The organism is Janthinobacterium sp. PLB04 (genome assembly GCF_021165895.1).
In the GTDB taxonomy this organism is placed as follows: domain Bacteria; phylum Pseudomonadota; class Gammaproteobacteria; order Burkholderiales; family Burkholderiaceae_D; genus Janthinobacterium; species Janthinobacterium lividum.
Genome location: NZ_CP088968.1, coordinates 1662073 through 1681126, shown reverse-complemented (window position 1 = coordinate 1681126; position 19054 = coordinate 1662073). Strand labels below are relative to the sequence as shown.

General features: G+C 62.6%; 20 protein-coding genes. 8 read left to right on the top strand and 12 right to left on the bottom strand.

What is annotated here, in order from left to right; genetic code table 11:
- Nucleotides 1-38 precede the first annotated feature (38 nt).
- Nucleotides 39-512, bottom strand: coding sequence for a Fur family transcriptional regulator (locus LSO07_RS07215; protein ID WP_034781775.1), 474 nt, complete (start codon nt 510-512; stop codon nt 39-41).
- Between the two features lie 157 nt (nt 513-669).
- Between LSO07_RS07215 and LSO07_RS07210 the strand changes: the two genes are divergently transcribed.
- A complete protein-coding gene (locus LSO07_RS07210) occupies nt 670-2727 on the top strand; it encodes a TonB-dependent receptor domain-containing protein (protein WP_191909597.1) in 2058 nt (685 codons plus the stop codon).
- 89 nt (nt 2728-2816) lie between these two features.
- On the opposite strand, the gene ugpQ is transcribed toward LSO07_RS07210, so the two are convergent.
- Complete coding sequence (gene ugpQ / locus LSO07_RS07205; protein ID WP_151093054.1) at nt 2817-3554, bottom strand: glycerophosphodiester phosphodiesterase; 738 nt, start codon at nt 3552-3554, stop codon at nt 2817-2819.
- A 197-nt stretch (nt 3555-3751) separates the two neighbouring features.
- On the opposite strand from ugpQ, the gene LSO07_RS07200 reads away from it, so the two are divergent.
- Complete coding sequence (locus LSO07_RS07200; RefSeq protein WP_151093052.1) at nt 3752-4870, top strand: sensor histidine kinase; 1119 nt, start codon at nt 3752-3754, stop codon at nt 4868-4870.
- Nucleotides 4867-5733, top strand: coding sequence for a LytR/AlgR family response regulator transcription factor (locus tag LSO07_RS07195; RefSeq protein WP_151093050.1), 867 nt, complete (start codon nt 4867-4869; stop codon nt 5731-5733). Before LSO07_RS07200 ends, LSO07_RS07195 begins: the two co-directional genes overlap by 4 nt.
- A 19-nt stretch (nt 5734-5752) precedes the next feature.
- On the opposite strand, the gene LSO07_RS07190 is transcribed toward LSO07_RS07195, so the two are convergent.
- The gene (locus LSO07_RS07190) at nt 5753-6079 is read right to left on the bottom strand and encodes a hypothetical protein (protein ID WP_034781762.1); all 327 of its coding nucleotides are present in this window, start codon (nt 6077-6079) and stop codon (nt 5753-5755) included.
- A gap of 167 nt (nt 6080-6246) precedes the next feature.
- Here LSO07_RS07190 and LSO07_RS07185 point away from each other — a divergent pair, with 167 nt between their 5' ends.
- Entirely contained in the window at nt 6247-6906 is a 660-nt protein-coding gene (locus LSO07_RS07185) for a hypothetical protein (protein WP_151093048.1), read from the top strand.
- A 5-nt stretch (nt 6907-6911) separates the two neighbouring features.
- Here LSO07_RS07185 and LSO07_RS07180 read toward each other — a convergent pair whose 3' ends face one another.
- Nucleotides 6912-8189: an MFS transporter gene (locus LSO07_RS07180; protein WP_191909596.1), complete on the bottom strand. Its 1278-nt coding sequence runs from the start codon at nt 8187-8189 to the stop codon at nt 6912-6914.
- Between the two features lie 108 nt (nt 8190-8297).
- Between LSO07_RS07180 and LSO07_RS07175 the strand changes: the two genes are divergently transcribed.
- Entirely contained in the window at nt 8298-9200 is a 903-nt protein-coding gene (locus LSO07_RS07175) for a LysR substrate-binding domain-containing protein (protein WP_151093046.1), read from the top strand.
- Nucleotides 9201-9231: 31 nt separating this feature from the next.
- On the opposite strand, the gene LSO07_RS07170 is transcribed toward LSO07_RS07175, so the two are convergent.
- From LSO07_RS07170 to LSO07_RS07155, 4 genes are all read right to left on the bottom strand, one after another.
- Nucleotides 9232-10104 (bottom strand): hypothetical protein, encoded by an 873-nt coding sequence (locus LSO07_RS07170; RefSeq protein WP_034781756.1) that lies wholly within the window; start codon nt 10102-10104, stop codon nt 9232-9234.
- Between the two features lie 19 nt (nt 10105-10123).
- On the bottom strand, nt 10124-10912 hold the full coding sequence (locus LSO07_RS07165) for a hypothetical protein (RefSeq protein WP_070257483.1): 789 nt from the start codon (nt 10910-10912) through the stop codon (nt 10124-10126).
- Nucleotides 10902-11414 (bottom strand): hypothetical protein, encoded by a 513-nt coding sequence (locus LSO07_RS07160; protein WP_034781751.1) that lies wholly within the window; start codon nt 11412-11414, stop codon nt 10902-10904. The genes LSO07_RS07165 and LSO07_RS07160 overlap by 11 nt, the downstream gene beginning before the upstream one ends.
- A gap of 105 nt (nt 11415-11519) precedes the next feature.
- Nucleotides 11520-11813 carry a DnaJ domain-containing protein gene (locus tag LSO07_RS07155; protein WP_010395442.1) on the bottom strand — a complete coding sequence of 98 codons (294 nt, stop codon included), beginning with the start codon at nt 11811-11813 and terminating at the stop codon, nt 11520-11522.
- Nucleotides 11814-11974: 161 nt separating this feature from the next.
- Here LSO07_RS07155 and LSO07_RS07150 point away from each other — a divergent pair, with 161 nt between their 5' ends.
- From LSO07_RS07150 to LSO07_RS07140, 3 genes are all read left to right on the top strand, one after another.
- A complete protein-coding gene (locus tag LSO07_RS07150; RefSeq protein WP_151093044.1) occupies nt 11975-13741 on the top strand; it encodes a glutamine--tRNA ligase/YqeY domain fusion protein in 1767 nt (588 codons plus the stop codon).
- Nucleotides 13742-13942: 201 nt separating this feature from the next.
- Nucleotides 13943-15802, top strand: coding sequence for a CHASE domain-containing protein (locus tag LSO07_RS07145; protein ID WP_225317204.1), 1860 nt, complete (start codon nt 13943-13945; stop codon nt 15800-15802).
- Nucleotides 15803-15992: 190 nt separating this feature from the next.
- A complete protein-coding gene (locus LSO07_RS07140) occupies nt 15993-16739 on the top strand; it encodes a glycine-rich domain-containing protein (protein WP_034781741.1) in 747 nt (248 codons plus the stop codon).
- Nucleotides 16740-16826: 87 nt separating this feature from the next.
- Here the strand turns inward: LSO07_RS07140 and LSO07_RS07135 are convergent, their stop codons facing one another.
- The 4 genes from LSO07_RS07135 to LSO07_RS07120 form a co-directional block, all read right to left on the bottom strand.
- Nucleotides 16827-17066: a hypothetical protein gene (locus LSO07_RS07135; protein WP_029496207.1), complete on the bottom strand. Its 240-nt coding sequence runs from the start codon at nt 17064-17066 to the stop codon at nt 16827-16829.
- A 242-nt stretch (nt 17067-17308) separates the two neighbouring features.
- Entirely contained in the window at nt 17309-17578 is a 270-nt protein-coding gene (locus tag LSO07_RS07130) for a hypothetical protein (RefSeq protein WP_139179352.1), read from the bottom strand.
- A gap of 204 nt (nt 17579-17782) precedes the next feature.
- On the bottom strand, nt 17783-18043 hold the full coding sequence (locus LSO07_RS07125) for a hypothetical protein (protein WP_070257479.1): 261 nt from the start codon (nt 18041-18043) through the stop codon (nt 17783-17785).
- A gap of 84 nt (nt 18044-18127) precedes the next feature.
- A complete protein-coding gene (locus LSO07_RS07120; RefSeq protein ID WP_151093042.1) occupies nt 18128-19045 on the bottom strand; it encodes an SDR family oxidoreductase in 918 nt (305 codons plus the stop codon).
- Nucleotides 19046-19054: the final 9 nt, after the last annotated feature.

The window sequence follows — 19054 nt, the reverse complement described above, 5'->3', positions numbered from 1 at the left end:
CATTGTTGCGCCCGTGCCAACATCGACGACCTGCCCGCTCAGGCCGGGTCGTGGTGGCTGGCGCAGGCGTGCGGTGCAGGCGCGGCCTTGGCCCCGGCAGCGGCGCCCTTGGCCGCAGAGCCTGTGGCGCCGGCGGCGGCATTGCAGTCGGCGCAGCGGCCGTACAGGGTCAGCTCGTGGCGCTCGACAACAAAGCCTTGCGGCGCCATGCGCTTCAAGTCGCCCGGGCAATCATGCACGTCGAACACACGCTGGCATGTGGTGCACTGGAAATGGTGGTGGTGGTGATTGGCGACCGTGTTCGACTCGTAGCGCGGGTTTTCACCCGGCAAGGTCACCACGTGCACTTTTTCTTCCAGTACCAGGGACTTCAAATTGCGGTAGACGGTAGCGATGCCCAGCTGCGTCACTTGCAAGCTGGCCTGTTCGAGGATTTCCTGCGCCGACAGGGGGCGCTGGGCCGACTCGATGGCGGCTTGAATAGCGGTTTTTTGACGTGTTGTGCGTTCCATAGCCGACAGAATACACCATCCGACTATATCTACCGTCCGGAAAAACTGTCACACAGTAATGATAATGGGTTATCATTATCATCTTAGGGCAGGCTATTTCCTTTTCACGCGCTGCCCCAACCCTGCCAACACTGATAGCCGATAAGGAACCTTGCCCATGTCCGTCCGTCCTCACCAACCCACTCCCCTCGCGCTGGCCATCATGCTGGCCTTTGCCGCTCCCGCCAGCGCCCTGGCGCAGCAGGCCGCCACCTTGCCTGCCGTCACCGTCTCGGCCAGTGCGCTGGCCTTGGGCAGCGACGACATGAGCACGCCCGTGACCGTGCTTGAAGGCGAGGCACTGGTGCGCGCCCGCGAAGCGACCCTGGGTGAAACCCTGGCCGGCCAGCCCGGCATCACGTCCAGCCATTTCGGCGCCGGCGCCAGCCGTCCCATCATCCGCGGTATGGATGGCCCGCGCGTCAAGGTGCTCTCCGATGGCGCCGAAGTGCAGGACGCGTCGACCATCAGCCCGGATCATGCCGTCGCGGCCGAACCGATGCTGTCGGAACAGATCGAAGTCTTGCGCGGCCCGTCCGCGCTGGCCTACGGCGGCGGCGCCGTCGGCGGCGTCGTCAATGTGATCGACAAGAAAATCCCCACGCGCGTGCCGGCAAAAGGCTTTGAAGGCAGCGCGGAAGTGCGCGCCAACTCGGCCGCGCGCGAAAAGGCGGGCGCCTTTGAAGTGACTGGCGGCTCCGGCAACATCGCCTTCCACGCGGAAGGTGTCAAGCGCGACGCGAAGGAATACAAGGTCGGCAGCGGCTGGGAAGGAGGCTCGAAAGTGGCCGGCAGCTACAACAAGACGGACACGGGCAGCGTGGGCGTGTCGTGGGTGGGATCACGCGGCTTCCTGGGCCTGGCCTTCACCAGCCAGCACGCGGAATACGGCTTGCCTGGCCACAACCACGAATTCGAAAGCTGCCACCCGCACGGCACGCACCTGCATTGCGGCGGCCACGAAGGCCACGACCATGGCGATGAAGAGGAACACGACCACGATCACGGGCATGAAAGCGTGCCGTACGTGAAGCTGAAGAGCGAACGCTGGGATGTGCGCGGCGAATTGCGCGACCCCGTGCCCGGCTTCGCCAAGCTGCGCCTGCGCGCCGCGTTCACCGATTACAAGCACGATGAAATCGAAGGCACGGAAATCGCTACCACCTTCAAGAACAAGGGCCACGATGCGCGCCTGGAAATGGAACACCATCCCGTCTTCGGCTGGCGCGGCGTGGTCGGCCTGCAAACGTCGAAGCGCGATTTCTCCGCCCTCGGTGAAGAAGCGTACGTGGCGCCGACGGTAACGAAGAAACACGCGGCCTTCCTGGTGGAAGAATACAAGCTCGACCAATGGCGCTTCGAAGCGGGCTTGCGCCACGAATGGCAGGACATCACGGTCGACAGCGCCACCTTGCAAGACCGCAGCGCCAAGGGCACGTCCATCTCGCTGGGCGCCGTGTGGAAATTCGCGCCCCAGTACTCGCTCGGCTCGACCATTTCCCGCACGCACCGCCTGCCCAGCGCCGAGGAACTGTATGCGCACGGCGTGCACATGGCCACGGCCACGTATGAGCTGGGCAATGAAAACCTGGGCAAGGAAACGTCGAACAATATCGACTTGACCTTGCGCAAATATGCGGGCGCCACGACCTTCTCGGCCAGCGCCTACCGCAACAAGGTCGACAACTACATCTTCGGTTCCACCCTGGACAACCACGAAGGCTTCCAGCTGATCCAGTACGCCCAGCGCGACGCCACGTTCACGGGCGTCGAAGGCCAGATCCGCCAGCAATTGAACCCCATGTTCGGCGCCAGCGTGTTCGGCGACTACGTGCGGGCCAAGCTGGCCAACGACGGTGGCAACTTGCCGCGCATCCCGGCCCAGCGCGTCGGCGTGAAGTTCGATGCCAACTGGCAGGCATGGAGCGGCGTGGCCGAGTTCTACCGCGTGGGCAAGCAGGATAAAGTGGCAGCGTTCGAAACGGCAACCCCGGGCTACAACATGCTGAACCTCTCCGCCAACTACGACACGCGCATCGGCACGACACCGGCCCAGTTCTACATCAAGGCAAACAACCTGACGAATGAACTGGCGTACAGCCACACCTCGTTCATCAAGAATGCGGCGCCATTGATGGGGCGCAATGTCACCGTCGGCATGCGCGTGACGTTCTAAGGATGGAAGCGTAGGTCGGCTTAGCGCGTGGCGCGTAAGCCGACGTTGCCACGGCACCATGAAGTCGGATTACGCTACGCTAATCCGACCTACGCCTTGATCAGATCGATCCTGTCCGTGCAAAAACCGTCCACGCCCCAGGCCAGCAGCTCGCTGGCCCGCTCGGGCGTGTTGACGGTGTAGCAGAACAACCCGTATCCCGCCTCCTTTACCTCTCGCGCCAGCTCCGGCGTCAGCTGCTGGTGATCGCAATGGAGCGCCACCACGCCCAGTTCGCGCGCCTGTCGTTCCCAGCCATCCGGTATCTGTTCGACCAGCCAGCCGCGCGCCAGTTCCGGCGCCGCCTCGCGCGCCGCCTGCAAGGCTTCGATGCTGAACGATGACAGCAGCGGCAGCAATTCCCCTGCCGCGATTTCCTGCGCAAAGTAACCGCGCGTGGCGCGCGCCACCGTTTCGCCCGTGGCCACGTCGAAGCCGGGCGCCGGTTTGATTTCGATATTCATCCAGATGCGCTGCGCCTTGCAATACGCCACCACGGCCTCGAACGTGGGCACGCCGTCACCGGCGAATGCGGCGCCGAACCAGGCGCCCGCTTCCATCGCTCCCAGCTGCGCGGCCGTGTAATCGCTGATATGCCCGCTGCCGGCCACGGTGCGCCCCAGCTCGGGGTCGTGCACGACGACGGGCACGCCGTCGGACGCCAGCATGACGTCGAATTCCACGGCATGGTAGCCGTAGGCCAGGCCGCAGCGCAGGGCGGCCAAGGTATTCTCAGGCGCCAAGGTGCCGCCGCCGCGGTGCGCCAGGGTGCGTGGATAGGGCCACATGATGCTTCCTTTATAGCAATTCCATGGATACAAACTGTCTTGCCATACTATTGCGTGCCTGTCCTGAAAAGTAAAGCGGCCCCGTTTGGCGACCCTCCGCGGCGAATGGCGATGCGCCAGCCCCGTTTCGTCGCAGCCCGGTTGCGCGTGGGCCTCTGCTGGCACACAATGCCCCATCGCTACCAGCAGACAACAACATGAAAACCGACGCTCCATCCGCCGCTGCGCCAGCAGCCAAGGCCAAGTCTCCGTACTACCGCATGCTGCACGATGCGCGCTACGCACTGGCGCTGAACGTGATCTGCGCGCTGGTCATTACCTTCATCCTCAACCCGGGCAGCCATTTTGGACAAAACCTGGTCGCCTCGATGTGCATCGGCACGATCGCCTTCCTGCTGATCGACGGCATGCGCCTGACGTTATGGGGCGCTGACCAGCGGCCCAAATTCCTGCCCTTCATGCTCATCATCCTGATTTCCGTGCCTGTGGCGCAAGTGCTGGGCCTGACGCTGTTCAGCTGGCTGACGGGCGTGGACGTGGGCGGCTTCGAAAACCTGCTTCCCACGCAGATGGTCAGCACCCTCGTGTTCACCTTGCTGGCCACGGGCGGCGCCGTGCTGTTTTTCTCCAGCCGCGAAAAGATTACCCGCCTTCAAATGGCGGCAGCCCAGGAAAAGGCCCGCGCCGAATCCGTGGCGCGCCAGGCCATGCAGGCGCAGCTGCAATTGCTGCAAGCGCAGATCGAACCGCACATGCTGTTCAACACCCTGGCCAACCTGCAGGGCCTGATCAGCTTTGATCCAGACCGCGCCCAGTTACTGCTCGACCAGCTGATCCAGTATTTGCGCGCCACCCTCTCTTCCTCGCGCGCCGAATCGACCACTCTCGAACAGGAGTTTTCCCTGATGCAAGCCTACCTGGGCCTGATGTCCATCCGCATGGGCGCGCGCCTGAGCTTTGCGCTGGACTTGCCCGAGGCTTTGCGCCAGATCAAGGTACCGCCCATGCTGCTGCAGCCGCTGGTGGAAAACGCCATCCAGCATGGCCTGGAACCTAAGATCGAAGGCGGCCATATCCATGTGCAAGCCTCCACGGACGCTGGCGTGCTGATTCTTACCGTCAGCGACGATGGCCTGGGCCTCGACCATCCGGGCCAGACCAAGGGCACGCACCTGGGCGTGGAAAATATCCGCGAACGCCTGCGCGGTATGCACGGCGATGCCGCCAGCCTGTCGCTGGCCGCCAACCATCCGGCAGGCGCGACCGCACGCCTGACATTTCCCCTTCCACCCACCATCACGAGTCCCCTCGCATGAGCCAACACACCGCACGCGCGCCACGCGCCCTGATCGCCGAAGACGAACCGATACTCGCCGCCGCCCTCGCGCACGCCTTGCAGCGGCTGTGGCCGGAACTCGACATTGTCGCCACCTGCCCCAACGGCGTGGAAGCCTTGCGGCAAGGCCTGGCGCTGCAGCCCGACATACTATTTCTCGACATCAAGATGCCAGGCAAGACGGGCCTGGAAGCGGCCGAGGAGCTGGCAGAGCTATGGCCGGACGGCGTCCCTTTTCCTCACATCGTGTTTGTGACCGCCTACGACGAATACGCGCTGGCCGCCTTCGAGCACGCAGCCGCCGATTACGTCTTAAAACCCGTCAACGATGCGCGCCTGGGCAAGACGGTGGAACGCCTGCAGCAGCGCTTGCGCGACATCGGCGGTGGCAATGCTGCGGCAGCGCCGGCGAACGCGACAGCGACGGCCGCCACGATGGCGCCGGCAGCCGGATCCGCCAGCGACGACAACATGGCCCGCCTGCTGAGCCAGCTGCAAGCCATGCTGCCGCCCGCGCCGCGCCTGCAAATGATACGCGCGGCCGTCGGCAACAGCGTGCGCATGATCGCCCTGGCCGACGTCGTGTATTTCGAAGCGCTGGACAAATACATTAACGTCGTGTGCCAGGACAGCGAAGCGCTGATACGCACGAGCCTGAAGGAACTCTTGCCCCAGCTGGACCCGCAACAATTCTGGCAAATTCACCGGGGTACCATCGTCAACGCCAGCGCCATCGCCACGGCCGTGCGCGACGAGGCGGGCAAGCTGTCGCTGACCCTGCGCCAGCACCCGGCGCAGTTACGCGTCAGCCCTCTATATGCCCATCTGTTCCGCCAGATGTGAAGCGGTCAAGAGGTAAGACCTAGTGCAGCTGATGTTTCAGGTCCGACAATTCATCATGCACCTTGAGCACGGCACTCTTCATTTCCGGCGTCACGCTGGTCGCCGTGCCGCACGCCCGCTTGGCGCGGTCGCCCAGTGATTCCATCTGGTCGACGGCTTGCCGGATGCGCGCATCGTCTTGCGTGTCGATGGCTTGCCGCACGGCGTTCTTTTGCTGGTCCAGCTGGTTGATGCAATCCTTCAAGTCCATCGGCATGCCCTGCTGCTTGCCGCACAGCTGGGCTGCCTGGCCGATCGCGTGTTCAATGGCGCCAAAGCGCCGTGCCACTTCCTTTACTTGCATCATGATGATCTCCTGTTCGCGTGATGTCCGGGTTGGATCACCAGACTGGCGCAGGGTTCCCCGCCAGCCGCCATGGCATCGAAATTTCCATGTGGCACTTTTTTGTAAGCGCTTGTGACATTTTAGATAATTATCAAATCATTCAGATACATTGGCGTACCTGAACCACCATGCCCTCCATGACCTCGCTGACTACCTTGCCCCGCCGCGCTCCCGGCCTGCTGCTGATTATCCTGCTGCACGTGGGCCTGGCATATAGTGTCTTGCAATCGCGGCCCCGCGCTATCACGGACGAACACCTGCCGCCGGGCCCGGCCATCGCCTGGCTGCGCTACACGCTCCCCGCGCCGCCCAAGCCGGTCCCCGTACCATTGCCCGACGTAAAACCAGCCGCCGCGCGCCTGCCGCGCCTGCCCATGCCGGCGCCCGTCAGCCGCCCCTTGCCCGTTCCCGCCGCCGAGCAGGCGCCGGCGCCGGCGCCAGCAACGCCGGAAGCGATCACACTCGTCGCGCCACCCAGCGCGGCCGATATCCTGGCGCAAGCCAAGCGCGACGTGGGCAAGATCGACAGGGAGTTGCGCAAGGAATTCCCGCAGCGGGGAGAGCAAAAACTGGACGACACAGCCTTCAAGCGCATGCAGCAAGGCTTTGCCGAGGCCTACGCAGCCGTGCCGCCGAAATGGTATGAAGCGTCAAGAATCGAAGAGATCGGCGCGAATGAGGCCAAAGGCAGCCGCACTTATAAAATCACCAGCGCGCTGGGTACCTTGTGCGTGACCACGCGCGCGGGCAAGCAGGGGGAAACGATGATCGGCATGTGTCCCAAATAATTGCCTCAGCCCACCGCTTCGCGCGCCCCCAGCGGCTGCAGATGGCGCAGGCGCAAGGCGATCAGCACGCCGCCGCCCAGGCACAGGCCCAGCATGATGACCACGCCCGTCCAGCCGTCGAAGCCCCACATCATACCCGAGGCGGAACCGATCAGGCTCGATCCCAGGTAATAGAACAGCAAATAAAAGGCCGAGGCCAGGGCCTGCGGTGCGCGGGCACGGCGGCTGACCCAGCTGCTGGCGATCGAATGCGAGGCGAAGAAGCCGAAGGTGGCCAGCGCCATGCCGATGACGATCAGCGGCAGGGAATCGAACAGGGTCAATAAAATGCCGGACAGCATCACCGACAGCATGATCCACAGCACGCCCCGGCGCCCCAGGCGGTCCACCAGACGGCCTGCCCAGACGGAACTGAAGATGCCGATCAGATACAAGAAGGCCAGCAAGCCGACCGTGCTCTGGCGCAAGCCAAATGGCGCGGCCAGCAGGCGGTAGCCGATGTAATTGTACAAGCTGACGAAACAGCCCATCAGCACGAACGCCAGGCAGAACAGCCATGGCAAGCCCTTATCCGAAAAATGCTGCTTGATGGCATGCGGCAAGGCGTTCCAGCCCTTGGTGCTGGGCACGAAGTTCTTCGATGCGGGCAGGCTGCGCCAGAATTCCGCCGCCGCCAGCACGCCAGCCACGCCCAGCACGCCCAGGGCCCAGCGCCACGACAGGAAATCGCTGAGCATGGACGCCACCAGACGCCCCGACATGCCGCCAAACGCGCTGCCGGCAATATACAAGCCCATCGACAGGCCCAGCGATGGCCCTTCGATTTCCTCGCCCAGGTAAGCCATGGCCACGGCCGGCATGCCGCCCAGGGCAATGCCCAGCGCGGCGCGAATCGCCAGCAGCTGCGCATAATCCTGCGCGAAGGCGGACAAGATGGTGAGGATCGCGGCGGAAAACATCGACGCCACCATCAAGGGCTTGCGGCCGACCCGGTCTGAGACGGCGCTCAGCAGCACCAGCGAGATGGCCAGCAAGCCGCTCGACACGGACAGGGACCAGCTGCTTTGCGCCGGCGTCAGATGAAACTGGTGCGACAGCAGCGGAAACAGGGGCTGGATGCAATACAGCAGGCTGAAGGTGGAAAAGCCGCCAAAGAACAGGGCGCGGTTGCTGCGCTTGAATTCCGCCGTACCTTTGGCGATGGCCGAACGGGGAGCGGGAGGAGCGACAGGAGCAAGCGCCGGGGTGGCGGCGGAGGCAAAAGCAAGCGATGAATCAGACATGGCCGTGTTTCGAAGAGGAAGCGAGTCTTCATCTTAGGATTGCCAACTCATATCGTCCAATATATATTCAAGGCCCAACTCATACTTTAAAACGATTACTGGACAAATATGGAACTGCGCCATCTGCGTTACTTTGTCGCCGTCGCCGAGGAACTCCACTTCACGCGCGCGGCCGAGCGCCTGCACATCGGCCAGCCGCCGCTGAGCCAGCAAATCCAGGCGCTGGAGGCGGAATTGGGCGCGCAGTTGTTCGAGCGCAACAAGCGCTCCGTGCGGCTGACGCAGGCGGGCACGCTGTTTCTCGACGATGCGCGGCGCATCCTGGCCCTGTCGGAACAGGCGGCCGTGACGGCGCGCCGGGCGCAGCGGGGCGAAGCGGGCGAATTGCGCATCGGTTTTACGTTTTCCACGCCGTTTACGCCGTATTTCGCCACTGTCATCAACCGCTACCGCCAGCTCTTTCCGCACGTCACCTTGACCTTGCACGAAATGGCGACCCTGCATCAGCTCGAAGCGATCTCGGGCAGGACCATGGACCTGGGCTTCGTGCGCCCGCCGGAAACGACGTACCCCTCCGATATCAAGCTGACGCAATTGCGGCAAGACCCGTTGTTCCTCGTGCTGCCCGTCGCCCACGCGCTGGCGGCCAAGAAGGCGATTGCCATTGCCGACATGGCGGGCGAAGGCTTTGTCATGTACCCCAAGGATGCGGGCACGGGGATTTATCCGCAGATCTTCCGCCTGTGCAAGGCGGCAGGCTTCGTGCCCCAGGTCGCGCAGGAAGCGGGCGAGGCGTCCACCATCATCGGCCTGGTGGCGGCCGGCTGCGGCATTTCCGTGCTGCCCGCCTCGTTCGACCGCATCCGCATGGATGGCGTGTGCTACCGCCCGATCGCCGACCCGCAGGCGACGACCAGCTTATTGCTTGCACAAAGGGAGGAAGAGACATCGCCGCTGGTGGCTGCGTTCGTGAAACTGGCCGAGGAAGCGGCGCTGGAAGAAAAAGAATAGGCCGGCAAGTGCCGGCCCACGTTGACATGCGTCAGGAGTAATCCGCGTCCAGCTCGGAACCCGCGTAGTTTTCCAGGTCCTCGAACAGGCTCTTCATGCTGGCGCGCGTGAGGATTTTATGCACGACGGTGCAGCTGCGGCGGTACGAGTCTATGCGGTCGAGCAACACGGGATGGTGCTGCACAGGCACCTTGGCAACCAGGGCGGCCCAGCCTTCCTCGAAGTCGGGCTTGTTCTTGCGCACGGAACGCACAAAGCGTTCAAACTCCTTTTGACCCGTGCGCGCGATGATGCGCCCGCCGCCTTCGATGGCGAAGATGATGGCCAGGGCGATGACGCCCTCGGCATTCAAGTCGCTGTCGCTGACGGGGCCGTTGTCATGGTGGCGGCGCAGCCAGCCGGCCAGGCGCACGACGGCTTGCACTTCCTTGCGCTGTTGCAACTGCAGCGCATACTTTTCATAGCCGGCCCAGTTCTGGTTCGGGTCGGCCTGGCAAATATCGATGAACAGCTCGCGCAAACGGCGCTGCAGGTAGACGGGGTCCTGGTCGTATTCGCCGACGAGGGCGTCTTCCGGCAACTGCGACAGGTCCTTGATCAGGCGAAAGCCCACCTGGAACGCGTGCTCGGCGCCGTGCTCGACGAGGAAATCGAGCGCGGCCTGGTCGCCTTCATGCGTGACGGCCTGCTCCAGGCCCAGCGACACGCCGCCCACCGTCAGGTACAGCGCTTTCTGGATGCCATCGGCCGTGCGTTCATTCGTGAACTTCTCGGCCACCATGGCCGTGATGCCCGTCAATTCGTCGGCCAGGTTCAGCGCCGCGTCCTCGCGCGGGTCGCGCGGCAACAGTTTGATGGCGCGCACCAGGCGCGGAAGATTCTCTACAACAATTGCTGGCAGCATTAGACGTTCCCTGCTTTCATTACGAGAAAATGCCGGTGCCCAGGCTGCGGCGCGTGCTGGAGCGTGGCGCGCTGCGCGTGCTCGGCACTTGCTTGCGCAGGCGGTACAGCAATTCCTTGGTGCTACGCTGCAACATGGTCGGCTCTTCGTCCGGGTCGTCCGAGTATTCCGCGTCGGCCAGGTCGGCGCTGTGGCGGAAGTCGGGGAACAGTTCGAACAACGAGCGGTCCCAGCCGTCTTCATTCGCTTGCGCCAGCTCGATGGCCAGCGGCACGACGTCGTTGTCGGACGAGGTCACGCCCGTCACGTACGGTCCCTTGATGACGATCTCGCCCGCCACTTCGAGGATTTCCTTCGGCGCCATCGAGAACAGGATCGCAAACGCCGTGGCGCCCCAGTCGGTGGCCGATGCTTCCAGCAGCAGCTCGCGGCGGCGCTCGGCGTCGTCGGTGGAAAACACCACACCGTGGATGTGCGCGAACAGGGCTTCGGCGATGCGTTCAGGATCGTCCTCGATCTGGTCGTCGCTCCAGGTGGCGGCGATGAAGGCCAGGCTGTCGGCCCACGCTTTCGGCGGCACCAGCAAGGTCGCCAGCGACATCTTGCCGCCGTCGAAACCGGCCAAATGCAGGGCCGTCACCTGTGGCGGGATGGCATTCAATACTTCCACCACGGCCAGGTCGCCATACTGGTCGGCCGCATCGGCAAACGCCTGCTCGGCGTGGCCCAGCGAACCGGACAGCACCAATTCCGTGACCTGTTTCGTCAGCGCGGGAAGATTGCTTTTTTGTTCATTATTATCTGCCATGGTCATCTCCATCCTGGTCAAACATCTGGGCGAAATCGTCGGTGGCTTCGTCTTCGTCGTGCTCGTCGTCGCCGTCGTCATTGGCGGCCAGCTGGTCGAGCGACTGGTCATCGTCGTCCCACAGGCGCGGATTCTTGTGCAAAAAGGCCGTGATGATGGCCTGGCGCGCCAGGTCGGGGAAGCTCTCTTCGATGGCGGCGTACATCTTTGCCGCTTCCGGCGCGGCGCACGCGGCCATGGAAAACACGCGGGCCGTATCGCCGAATTCGTAGTCTTCGCTTTCGGCCAGCAAGCCTTTCGGGTCGCTGAAGGTGATGTGGTCGACCAGCGCGAAGGCCAGCATATTCACGTCTTCGATGCCGCCGCCGCTCGCGTATTCACCGACCAGGGCGTCGACCATGCTTTTGTAGTTCTTGCGGTTCGGCGGGTCGCCGAGGATGCCTTCGATCTGGCCTTCCAGCTCGCGCGACTGGTACGCGAATTCAGGGTGTACTCTTCTCATGCTGTGCTTTCCAATGTGGTGCGCGGCACTTTTACTTAAAAGCAAAAGCACCATTGTTTGTTGTTTTTCAAATCATTCAGGCTGGCCGGACAGCCGCCAGCAGGCTTAATCTGCCGGTAGGACGGTGCCATGCAGGCGGAACACGCCGCACCACAGGGCATAGGCTTCCGCTTCCGGGTCGATGATGATGCGGTGATTCACGCTCTGGTCGTACTCGGCGCGCTTGGCCGGGTCGGCCAGGATTTCATACGCCTTGGTGACGCTCTTGAAGCGCGCCTCGGCGCCGGGGGCCTGGTTGCGGTCGGGGTGGAAGCGCATGGCCAGCGAACGGTAAACCTTCTTGATTTCATCGTCGCTGGCATTGGGCGCGACACCGAGGACGTTATATAAATTTTCCATAAAAGGCTCCGGGGTCACGTTTTTCTACTAATTAAAGGCGAATTATCCTATAGAACGGCGCCCGCGTCGCTTGCATGCTGGGATATGGGGGCAAATACGTGCTTATAAAGCGCTTGCGGTACGGTAAAATGCTTTTTACTGTCACTCTTCCGCATTGATCAATGAGCAACGATAAACCGAATACCGCCGCGCCAGCGCTGGCGCCCAATTTCTTGCGTAACATCATCGAAGCCGACCTGGCTGCCGGCGCCCACGTGCGTCCCGGCCTGCCCCAGGTGATCACGCGTTTCCCCCCGGAGCCGAACGGCTACCTGCACGTGGGCCACGCCAAGTCGATCTGCGTCAACTTCGGCCTGGCGCGCGATTACGCCGGTCAGTGCAACCTGCGCTTCGACGACACCAATCCGGCGAAGGAAGAGCAGGAATACGTCGACACCATCATGGACAGCGTGAAATGGCTGGGCTTTGACTGGGAGCCGAAGCATGCCGATGGCCAGAGCCACCTGCACTACGCGAGCGACTATTTCGACCAGTTGTACGCGATGGCCGAATACCTGATCACGGCGGGCTTTGCCTATGTGGACAGCCAGAGCGCCGAAGACATGGCCACCAACCGGGGCAATTTCGGCCAGGCCGGCAAGAATTCGCCGTTCCGCGACCGTCCGCGCGACGAATCGCTGGCCCTGTTCCGCGCCATGAAGGCGGGCGAATTCAAGGATGGCGAGCACATCCTGCGCGCGAAGATGAGCGAAGATGCCATGAGTTCGCCGAACATGAACTTGCGCGACCCGGCCATCTACCGCATCCGCCACGCGCATCATCACCGCACGGGCGACGCCTGGTGCATCTATCCGATGTACGACTACACGCACCCGATCTCGGACGCGCTGGAAAACATCACGCATTCGATCTGCACGTTGGAATTCCAGGACCACCGCCCATTCTACGACTGGCTGCTGGAAACCCTGTCGGCCGGCGGCTTCTTCGCCAAGCCGGTGCCGCACCAGTTCGAATTCTCGCGCCTGAACCTGACCTATATCGTCACCAGCAAGCGCAAGCTGCGCCAACTGGTGGAAGAAAAAATCGTCGACGGCTGGGACGATCCGCGCATGCCGACCCTGGTGGGCATGCGCCGCCGCGGCTACACGCCGGAAGCGGTCCAGCTGATGTGCGAACGCACGGGCGTGACGAAATCCGACGGCTGGATCGACTACAGCGTGCTGGAAGGCTGCCTGCGCGAAGACCTGGATCCGAAAGCACCGCGTACGGTGGCCGTGCTGCGTCCGTTGAAACTGATCATCGACAATTTCCCTGAAAACGAAAGCGTGGAATGCACGGCGCCCGTGCACCCGCACTTCCCGGAACGTGGCTTGCGCACCTTCCCCATCTCGCGCGAGCTGTGGATCGAGGAAGACGACTTCATGGAAGTGCCGAACAAGGGCTATTTCCGCCTGTATCCGCCGATCGACGACAAGCCGGGCAGCAAGGTACGCTTGCGCTACGGCTACGTGATCGAGTGCACGGGCTTTGACAAGGATGCGGACGGCAAGGTCATCGCCGTGCATTGCACCTATTTCCCGGACAGCAAGTCGGGCACGGAAGGCAGCGCCAACTACAAGGTCAAGGGCAATATGCACTGGGTCAGCGCGCCGACGGCCATTCCCGCCGAAGTGCGCCTGTACGACCGCCTGTTTACGGACCCGCAGCCGGACGCGGGCGGCAAGGACTTCAAGCTGGCCTTGAATCCGCTGGCCAAGGAAGTGGTGCAAGCGTGGCTGGAACCGGGCGCGGAACTGGCCCAGCCGGAACAGCGCTTCCAGTTCGAGCGCCACGGCTACTTTGCGGCCGACCGGGTCGACAGCCAGCCTGGCAAGCCCGTCTTCAACCGCATCGTCACCCTGAAAGACAGCTGGCAGCCCGCCAAGTAAGGCGCCGGGACGACCCACAAAAAAACCGCTGCGGCGGTTTTTTTTCGTTTCAACGGGAAATATTGCCTGTTGACTATAATAACGATAATTTTGTATATTAGGCAGCTATTGAGCAATTTGCAATTTTAATAGTGCTTGTACAACCTAGCCTAGCCTCCGCCACCAGGCGGCACCCGATTCCTCTTCCTGATGCGGATGGCAATGCCTTCTACTGCCGGCGAACACCCCTTAGCTGCTGAAAAAAGACCGCTGTGGCTGTTCGGCTTTGTCGTGTCGACGATGGTGGGCCTGCTGTTCTACATGGCCGCTTCGCTGTCGATCGAAAGCGATGCCAGCGAAGAATTCAACAATCTGGCGCACAACACCCAGAAAAACATCGAATCGCGCACCAAGTCGTATGCCAACCTGCTGCGCGGCACGGCCAGCCTGTTCCAGGCCAACGAACACGTGAGCCGCGAGCAATTCCACCGCTACGTGGCTAACATCGCCCTGCAACAGAACTACCCGGGCGTGATGAACCTCAATTACAGCCAGGAACTCGACGAGACGCAGCGCGCCGCCTACGAAGCGGCCATAAGGCGCGACTATCCGCCCGGGCGCGACGGCTATCCGGCGTTTGCCATCCACCCGCCCGGCCCGCGCGCCCAGTATTCCGTGCTCGTATACATCGAGCCGATCGCCAGCGCCCCAGAAAAGTATGGCCATGACATCGCCTCGCGCCCCCAGATCGCGGAAGCGCTGGCGGAGTCGCGCGATTCCGGCCGCATCAGCAATTCCGGCGTGCCCGTGCCGATGGACGGCCGTCCCCAGCTGACGGGCATGGCCATGCGCCTGCCCGTGTACCGCTTCGGCATGCCGGTCGATACGGTGGAACAGCGGCGCGCGGCTTACCAGGGTTCCGTCGGCATCGGCTACGACCTGGTGACGATGATGCGCAGCGCGCTGGCCGACATGCCGGTACGCAACGTCCGCCTGACCCTGTTCGATATCGGCCCGCAGGCGCTGCAACAGCGGGAGGTGCCGCTGCAGTTGCCGCACGACATGCGCCCCATCTTCGACAGCACGGCGGCGGGCATGCATGCGCCATGGTGGCAGCTCGGCAGTTCGGGCCGCTACCTGAGCAGCACGCTGCTGATCGAGCACAATGGCCGCGCCTGGCAAGCGCTGTTCAGCGTGCGCAAGAGCGACCTGTATTCGCGCTTCGACGCCTTCCTGCCGTGGCTGGCTCTGCTGATCGGCTTTGCCAGCACCATGCTGCTGTATGTGCTGTTCCACACCCTGGCGTCGTCGCGCCGGCGCGCCATCCAGATGGCGACAGGCATGACGGAGGAATTGCGCGCCAGCCAGATCCGCCTGCAGCTGTCGCACCAGAAACTGCGCCGCCTGGCGGCTCACGCCGACCAGATCAAGGAAGAAGAGCGCAAGCGCATCGCGCGCGAAATCCACGACGACCTGGGGCAGAACCTGCTGGTGCTGCGCATCGACGCCGACATGCTGGCCTCGCGCACGCAGCGCCGCCACCCGCGCCTGAACGCCCGCGCCCGCTCAACCCTGGAGCAGATCGACGCCACCATCAAGAGCGTGCGGCAGATCATCAACGACTTGCGCCCTACCGTGCTGGACCTGGGCGTGAATGCGGCCGTCGAATGGCAAGTGGCGCAATTTCGCCAGCGCACGGGCATCGCCTGCGAAGTGAGCGAAAGCCATGACGACATTTGCCTCAGCGACCAATGCGCGACGGCCCTGTTCCGCATCCTGCAAGAGTCGCTCAGCAATATTTCCCAGCATGCGAATGCCAGCCGCGTCCAAGTCAAATTGGAAAAGTGCCGCGATACGGTGTCGATGAGCATCAGCGACAACGGCGTGGGCGCGGCCATCGACGGGCGCAACAAGCTGGGCTCGTTTGGCCTGGTGGGCATCGAAGAACGTATAAAGTTGCTGGGCGGCACTTTCTACATTGAAAGCAGCCCCGGCGCCGGCATGAGCGTGCATGTCAGCGTACCGCTGGGCGCGGACGCCACCGCGTTTCCCTACCAGGAAGAAAGCCGGGCCAGCAGCTGAGCGGCGCGCGTTCCGCATGAAACAAGCTCAGCTTGCGTATTTTGTAATTAGATGCAATATTGATGTAGAACAACTTAGCGCCTGCCCGCCATCGGCCAGGCATTCCCCCGACTACTTGCCAGGAGTACACAGCCACCGCTTTCCCTTGTTTTACCGCAGTTCCCACAACGCTCTTTACCAAAGGACATTCATGGATACGAACGACAGTTTCAAGGCAATTGCCGATTTGAATTTGGACGCGATCAAGGTCAAGCTGATGCACCGGGAGTCAGGCGAAGGATGGAGCCTCGAGAAGGCCAATGCGGTGGAATTCGAATACCGCCGCTTCCTGATCCTGATGAAACAGTTTCCGCAGGAAGAAACGGCGCCGCTGATGGACGTCGATACCTTCTGGCACTACCACATCCTCGATACCCTCAAATATGCGGCGGATTGCGAACAGGTGTTCGGCTACTTCCTGCATCACTTCCCATACATCGGCTTGCGCGGCGAAGACGACGAAGCGGCGCACCACCGCGTGGGCGAACGCATGAAGCAGTTGTACGAGCAGACATTCGGGGAAGATTATCTCCGCGCGGAGACGGCGTATTCGGGACGCGCCGTGCAGGCGGCATTTTCCAGTGCGGCAGTACAGGCGACGGCATTTTCCAGCGCGGCCGTGCAGGCGACGGCGTATTCGGGGCGCGCCGTACAAACGGCGTTTTCCAGTGCCGCGGTACAGGCAACGGCGTATTCTGGCCGGGCCGTGCAGACGGCGTTTTCCAGTGCTGCGGTGCAAGCGACCGCGTATTCGGGCCGCGCCACCGGTGCTGCCCAGACCGCATTTTCCAGCGCGCCCGGCAAAGTGGCCGCAGCGCTGGTCGAGTCATCCCCGACTGGTCTGGAAACAGGGCGCTTCTATACGGATCGTCCGACGCTGAGCCCGGACACGCAATAGAAAACGGGAAGGCAGGTATGGCTGCCGCACGCGGCAAGCTTGACTAACGCAGACGGCACCTCTCAGTTTGCCGTCTGTCAGGCGCTCTTAGGCAGCCATCAACTCGCGCAGTTCACGGATGCTGAAATCGCTGATTTCATGCATGCGGATGAGGATCGTGGCGCCGATCGGCAAGGTGTTGTGACGAATCTTGCTGATGACCGGTGGCGCCACTTCCAGTGCTCGCGACAGGGCGGCATCGTTCTTCAGTTGCAGCTTGTCGATGATCGCATCGAGGACGCGATTCGGGTTGTAGGTAGGCAAAGAGGTAATTTGTTTGAGAGACATGATCGAAAATCCGTACTTGTTGTATTAAGGCAAAAAGAAACCGAATGTCTCTTCTGCAATAATTCAGGGTAAACACACTAAAAAGCGCCATCACTTATGCGGCTTTTACGCCGCAAACAATATAATACACGCTATTGTTGATTTTTGCGTAACTTAAAGCAAAATTGTGATAATTGAAGAGAATTGACGCACTTGGAATGTGCTAGAGGATAACTCAAATTGGAAAAATTTGCTGCACGTCATCAATTTTTACGATGAGCAACACCGCTATGCATGAGCCAGGCTATGGCCATGAGGGTGCTCAGGCGGGCCATTTCCGCTGATAAATGCCAGCCTTGCGCAGCCACGCCGGCCGGGGTGGCAAGCGGGCAAGTGCCCGGAATGGCATCCACGCGGCACCAGGCCAGTTGCCGGCGGATTTCATCGGGCGGCGGCGGCGGCTGCAGCGCGCGTTCGCGCCGGCGCATATAGGCGCGCACCTGTTCCTTGCTGGGGTGACTCGTAGCTCGCATGGCTCGCTCCTGCTGACGGGAAACAACGCCACGCTCATTGTAGATGCCGAGCCCGCCACAAGAGCCCGGACGCGTGACGACATTGCTCACCATATCGCCAGCGTGCCATGGCACGTTTGCGCTGCATCAAATGGCCGGCCCCGGCATTGCGCCGAAGCCCATGTTGCCCCACGGCCTGGCGGCCAGAGGCCCGGTGATCCGTTCTTATTTCTTTTGCTGGCGCACGCGCTGCTGCTGTTTTTCCTGCGTTTGCTGGCGATTCTGCTTGCGCTCGAACAAGGTGACCGCATCCTTCTTGGCTTGTTCGGCGGTACGCATTTCTTCATGGGCATCGTGCGGGACAAAAAATTCGGCGTCCTGCGCCGCCACGACCAGCTTGATGGCGGCGTCGTCGTCGAGGTCATACAGTTCCGTCAGGACAGTGGTGACCTCGTCCAGGTATTCTTCGTAAGTGAGGGTGCTCATGCGGTATTCCTTAAGTGAATGGCGCACCGCCGGAACGGCGCGCTGCGCGCCGGCCCAGGAAAAGTGCGCAGATAACCGGCCATTTTACCCGATGCCGGCCCCGTCGGCAGACAGCGGCCGCAAGGCATCGGCCACGCGCGCGTAGCGCAGGCGCACGCCCAGCTCGCGCTTGATGCGCGTATTGTGCAGGCGGCGCGATTCGGACATGAATGACAGCAGCATCGGCGTGACCACCTGCTGCAGTTCTGCGCGCGGCAGACGCGGCGGGCGCGGCAAGCCGAACGTGTCGGCCACGGCATCGAAATACTCCGCCATTTTGAGTTCGCTGTCATCGCTGGCGTGGTACACGCGCCCCGGCTTGCCCCGCCACAAGGCCCGTTCGATGATGCGCGCCAGGTCATCGGCATGGATATGGTTGGTGTATACATCGTCATCCGCGGCCAGGGCTGGCGTGCCCTCGCGCAGGCGCTTCAGCGGCAGGCGGTCATCCGCATAGATGCCGGGCACGCGCAGGATGGCCACGCTGGCGCGGCGGCGCACGCCCCAGCCGCGCAAGACCTGCTCGGCATCCACGCGCCGCTTCGCGCGCGCATTCGCCGGCGCCGTCGGCCGCGTCTCATCGACCCAGGCGCCGCCGCAATCGCCATACACGCCGCTGGTACTCACATACACCATGCGTGCGTGCTCGGGTAAAATGGCGGCCAGATTGCGCGTGCGCCGGTCCAGCAAGCCCGACGACCGGGGCGGCGCCAGGTGCACGATCATCGTCGCCAGCCCCGCCAGCCGTTTCAGGCTGGCGCGCTCGTCGAGGTTGGCCACGATGGGCACGGCGCCGGCCGCCCGCAGCTGCGCGCAGCGCGCCGGCTGGCTGGTGACGGCAAAGACGCGAAAGCGCGTACGCAGCAAGGGCAGCAACCGCATGCCGACGTCGCCGCAGCCCAGGATCAGCAGGCGCGGCAAGCCTGACGGCTTGCGCAAAGAGTGCATTAACATATTTTTCATCTCAAGGAT

What these genes read in the sequence shown, in the direction of transcription:
- LSO07_RS07215 (WP_034781775.1), bottom strand. Translation starts at nt 512, where the DNA reads ATGGAACGCACAACACGTCAAAAAACCGCTATTCAAGCCGCCATCGAG.
- LSO07_RS07210 (WP_191909597.1), top strand. Translation starts at nt 670, where the DNA reads ATGTCCGTCCGTCCTCACCAACCCACTCCCCTCGCGCTGGCCATCATG.
- ugpQ (WP_151093054.1), bottom strand. Translation starts at nt 3,554, where the DNA reads ATGTGGCCCTATCCACGCACCCTGGCGCACCGCGGCGGCGGCACCTTG.
- LSO07_RS07200 (WP_151093052.1), top strand. Translation starts at nt 3,752, where the DNA reads ATGAAAACCGACGCTCCATCCGCCGCTGCGCCAGCAGCCAAGGCCAAG.
- LSO07_RS07195 (WP_151093050.1), top strand. Translation starts at nt 4,867, where the DNA reads ATGAGCCAACACACCGCACGCGCGCCACGCGCCCTGATCGCCGAAGAC.
- LSO07_RS07190 (WP_034781762.1), bottom strand. Translation starts at nt 6,079, where the DNA reads ATGATGCAAGTAAAGGAAGTGGCACGGCGCTTTGGCGCCATTGAACAC.
- LSO07_RS07185 (WP_151093048.1), top strand. Translation starts at nt 6,247, where the DNA reads ATGCCCTCCATGACCTCGCTGACTACCTTGCCCCGCCGCGCTCCCGGC.
- LSO07_RS07180 (WP_191909596.1), bottom strand. Translation starts at nt 8,189, where the DNA reads ATGTCTGATTCATCGCTTGCTTTTGCCTCCGCCGCCACCCCGGCGCTT.
- LSO07_RS07175 (WP_151093046.1), top strand. Translation starts at nt 8,298, where the DNA reads ATGGAACTGCGCCATCTGCGTTACTTTGTCGCCGTCGCCGAGGAACTC.
- LSO07_RS07170 (WP_034781756.1), bottom strand. Translation starts at nt 10,104, where the DNA reads ATGCTGCCAGCAATTGTTGTAGAGAATCTTCCGCGCCTGGTGCGCGCC.
- LSO07_RS07165 (WP_070257483.1), bottom strand. Translation starts at nt 10,912, where the DNA reads ATGGCAGATAATAATGAACAAAAAAGCAATCTTCCCGCGCTGACGAAA.
- LSO07_RS07160 (WP_034781751.1), bottom strand. Translation starts at nt 11,414, where the DNA reads ATGAGAAGAGTACACCCTGAATTCGCGTACCAGTCGCGCGAGCTGGAA.
- LSO07_RS07155 (WP_010395442.1), bottom strand. Translation starts at nt 11,813, where the DNA reads ATGGAAAATTTATATAACGTCCTCGGTGTCGCGCCCAATGCCAGCGAC.
- LSO07_RS07150 (WP_151093044.1), top strand. Translation starts at nt 11,975, where the DNA reads ATGAGCAACGATAAACCGAATACCGCCGCGCCAGCGCTGGCGCCCAAT.
- LSO07_RS07145 (WP_225317204.1), top strand. Translation starts at nt 13,943, where the DNA reads ATGCCTTCTACTGCCGGCGAACACCCCTTAGCTGCTGAAAAAAGACCG.
- LSO07_RS07140 (WP_034781741.1), top strand. Translation starts at nt 15,993, where the DNA reads ATGGATACGAACGACAGTTTCAAGGCAATTGCCGATTTGAATTTGGAC.
- LSO07_RS07135 (WP_029496207.1), bottom strand. Translation starts at nt 17,066, where the DNA reads ATGTCTCTCAAACAAATTACCTCTTTGCCTACCTACAACCCGAATCGC.
- LSO07_RS07130 (WP_139179352.1), bottom strand. Translation starts at nt 17,578, where the DNA reads ATGCGAGCTACGAGTCACCCCAGCAAGGAACAGGTGCGCGCCTATATG.
- LSO07_RS07125 (WP_070257479.1), bottom strand. Translation starts at nt 18,043, where the DNA reads ATGAGCACCCTCACTTACGAAGAATACCTGGACGAGGTCACCACTGTC.
- LSO07_RS07120 (WP_151093042.1), bottom strand. Translation starts at nt 19,045, where the DNA reads ATGAAAAATATGTTAATGCACTCTTTGCGCAAGCCGTCAGGCTTGCCG.